Source organism: Mucilaginibacter sp., from assembly GCF_039935595.1.
Lineage (GTDB): Bacteria > Bacteroidota > Bacteroidia > Sphingobacteriales > Sphingobacteriaceae > Mucilaginibacter.
The window spans coordinates 1-2,945 of record NZ_JBDTJZ010000002.1 but is presented as its reverse complement, the minus strand read 5'-3'; the positions used below and the strand labels follow the sequence as shown (position 1 = coordinate 2,945).

The window sequence follows — 2,945 nt, the reverse complement described above, 5'->3', positions numbered from 1 at the left end:
GTTTCGCCAATGTAGCGTATACCCAAACCAAACAATACCTTTTCAAAAGGCATTTTTTTTGAACTCTCAATCCCCTCCAGCATATTGTTGATAGATCTTTCGCCAAAACGTTCCATTTGTTTCAGCTCATCAACATGGTTCTTCAACCCATAAATATCGCTAATGGTGTGTATAAAGCCCTTCTGGTAAAAAGCGTCAATGGTTTCATCACCAAGGCCATCAATATTCATGGCCTTGCGGCCAATAAAATGCTGCATTTTACCAATTATTTGCGGCGGGCAGCCTGCATCATTAGGGCAATAAAAAGCAGCCTCGCCTTCCTGTCGTTGTAACAACGTATTACAAGCGGGGCAGTGGGTAATATAATGAATAGGCTTTGCACCGGGCTTGCGCTTATCCATATTTACGCTGATGATTTTTGGGATGATCTCGCCGCCTTTTTCAACAAATACCCAGTCGCCCTCGTGCAGCTTAAGGCGTATTTCAATTTCGTCGGCATTGTGCAGGGTAGCGCGTTTTACGGTTGTGCCTGCCAGTAATACAGGTTTTAAATTGGCTACCGGCGTAACTGCGCCCGTGCGGCCCACCTGGTAAGTTACCGCCAATAATTCGGTTTGTACCTGCTCGGCCTTAAACTTATAGGATATGGCCCATCGCGGAGATTTAGCTGTAAAGCCCAGTTCCTGCTGCTGGTTATAGTTGTTTACCTTTATTACTATACCATCAATATCATAACTCAGGTCAAAACGCTTTTTATCCCAGTAAGTAATAAACTCCAATACATCATTAATGTTATTGCATAAGCTGCTATGCTCATTTACATGAAAGCCCCAACCTTTCACAACTTCAAGGCTTTCCCAATGGGTTTTAAATAATGGCTTATCGGTATATAAAAAGTAAAGGAAGCAATCCAGCGGGCGCCGTGCCACCTCGGCAGAATCCTGCATTTTAACCGTGCCCGACGCAAAATTGCGCGGGTTGGCATAAGGTTGTTCGCCGTTATCTACTCGTTCTTTATTAAGGCGTTCAAATGCTTTAAGGTGCATAAATACCTCGCCGCGTATCTCAAACTCATCAGGGTAACCACCACCGGTTAACCTTTTAGGTATGCTGTTAATGGTGCGAATGTTGGTAGTAACATCATCGCCCTGCACCCCATCGCCCCGGGTAACCGCACGCAAAAGCTTGCCATTTTGGTAAGTTAAACTCATGGAGAGGCCATCAAACTTCAGCTCGCATACGTATTCAAAATTATCGCCAATGGCTTTGCGTACGCGCTGGTCAAAATCAAGCAGTTCCTGCTCGTTATAAGTGTTGCCCAGCGATAGCATGGGCCATTTATGTTTTACGGTAACAAACTCCTTGGTAATTTCGCCGCCTACCCTTTGTGTAGGCGAATCGGGGTCGGCAAATTCAGGATATTGCTTTTCCAGTTTATCTAGTTCTTCTAGTTTTTTATCAAACTCAAAATCAGCTATAGTGGGCATAGCCAGTACATAATAATTATAGCTATGCTGCCTCAATTCGGCTGTTAATTTCTGTATTTTCTGTTTGGCTTCCGCTGGCTGCATAGATTATCAGGAGTTTGTATTTTATTTTCTAAACTACAAATTTACTAATCTGCTTTGCTAAAAAATACTCCACAAAAATTTCAAAGAGCTATTTTATTTTTTTTGCTTACGCATTAAATTCGCAGCATTAAAACAAGTATTACAATGAAAAAAATCAGCTTAAAATTGATTTTAGTATTTGCAATATCACTGTTTGGTGTAGCAAATACTTACGCCCAGTATGTAAAAAGTATACCCCCAGCTCCCAAAACAACAATCCCCAGGCGGCCCAGTAAATACCATGTTTGGATATCCGAAGAGTGGATACTTAATGCTAAAAAACAATATATTTATCGCCCGGGTTTCTGGAGCTACCCACCCTCACCAAAAGATGTTTATAAGCCCGGGCGCTGGGTAAAATCAGCAAAGGGGTATACACGCGTTTTAGGTGGTTGGGTTACTCGAAAGTAAACTGGTAAATTTTTTAAACCCTTTTTTGGCTTTTTTGTCATAGTAAATAATCAATATTTAATACTATGAAAAATATTCGCAAAGTTTTAATGCTGTTAACCGCTATGCTATTGTTTGGCGTAGGCAATAGTAACGCTCAATTAGTTGTACGTTTCCGTCCTAACCGCCCCGGACCACGGGTGGTAATTCGTGAGGGTCGTCCGTCACCACGCCATGTTTGGGTTGATGAAGAATGGGTGCCACGTGGCCGCACTTATGTTTATCGGCGAGGCCATTGGGCCGAACCCGTTCGCTCGGACGCGGTATGGGTTGCCGGCCATTGGGATCATCGCCTGCGTGGCTACGTGTGGGTTGCCGGCCACTGGAGATAATATTTTAGACAGTATTATACTTCTCAATAAAAATCATAGCACCTGCGCAGGCCCTCAAATTTATGCTCGGTGTCTCGTGCCGGGAAAGCGGTTTGATAGCCTAAGCTTGCTTCTGTTGTGCCGCTTGTATTGCTATAATTTAGTCCTGATATGGGTACGTCATGGCTTACGCCAAAACGCATTTTTTCGCCACCCTCACGGTTAATTATCAAATCGAATATTAAAGAAATACCTACCGAACTCGGACCAAACTGACCGCCGCTATGGTACCATGCACCCGCGTTTAACACCCCGCGCTTATATTGTACACCCGCGCTTAATGATTGCGCGGTAGCCTGCCTGTTATATACTATTGAAGGCACTATATATGATTTTTCGTCATCATATAAATTTTCACCGGGGTTTAGGTCCCACCGGTAGCTGATATGACCAACACCGCGCATGGGCAGCCTGGCAGGTGTGCCCGTAAATGATTCATTAGGACTGTTGATATGTTGTATGGCACTACCTATGTTAAATTGGCCTATAACCAGGTTAAAGCCCGCGCCCGAGT

General features: G+C 43.7%; 4 protein-coding genes. 2 read left to right on the top strand and 2 right to left on the bottom strand.

Annotated features, from left to right (window positions below; genetic code table 11):
• The coding region (gene ligA, locus ABI367_RS00070; protein WP_462227805.1) for an NAD-dependent DNA ligase LigA at nt 1-1,571 on the bottom strand (1,571 nt) is incomplete at its 3' end.
• 144 nt (nt 1,572-1,715) lie between these two features.
• Between ligA and ABI367_RS00065 the strand changes: the two genes are divergently transcribed.
• On the top strand, nt 1,716-2,021 hold the full coding sequence (locus ABI367_RS00065; protein ID WP_462227804.1) for a hypothetical protein: 306 nt from the start codon (nt 1,716-1,718) through the stop codon (nt 2,019-2,021).
• A gap of 65 nt (nt 2,022-2,086) precedes the next feature.
• Nucleotides 2,087-2,392 (top strand): hypothetical protein, encoded by a 306-nt coding sequence (locus tag ABI367_RS00060; RefSeq protein WP_462227803.1) that lies wholly within the window; start codon nt 2,087-2,089, stop codon nt 2,390-2,392.
• A 23-nt stretch (nt 2,393-2,415) separates the two neighbouring features.
• Here the strand turns inward: ABI367_RS00060 and ABI367_RS00055 are convergent.
• Nucleotides 2,416-2,945, bottom strand: a 530-nt coding sequence (locus tag ABI367_RS00055) for a type IX secretion system membrane protein PorP/SprF (RefSeq protein ID WP_462227802.1), incomplete at its 5' end; no start/stop codon positions are given.

Excerpts from the sequence above, each read along its gene's own strand:
- ABI367_RS00065 (WP_462227804.1), top strand. The coding sequence starts at position 1,716 with ATGAAAAAAATCAGCTTAAAATTGATTTTAGTATTTGCAATATCACTG.
- ABI367_RS00060 (WP_462227803.1), top strand. The coding sequence starts at position 2,087 with ATGAAAAATATTCGCAAAGTTTTAATGCTGTTAACCGCTATGCTATTG.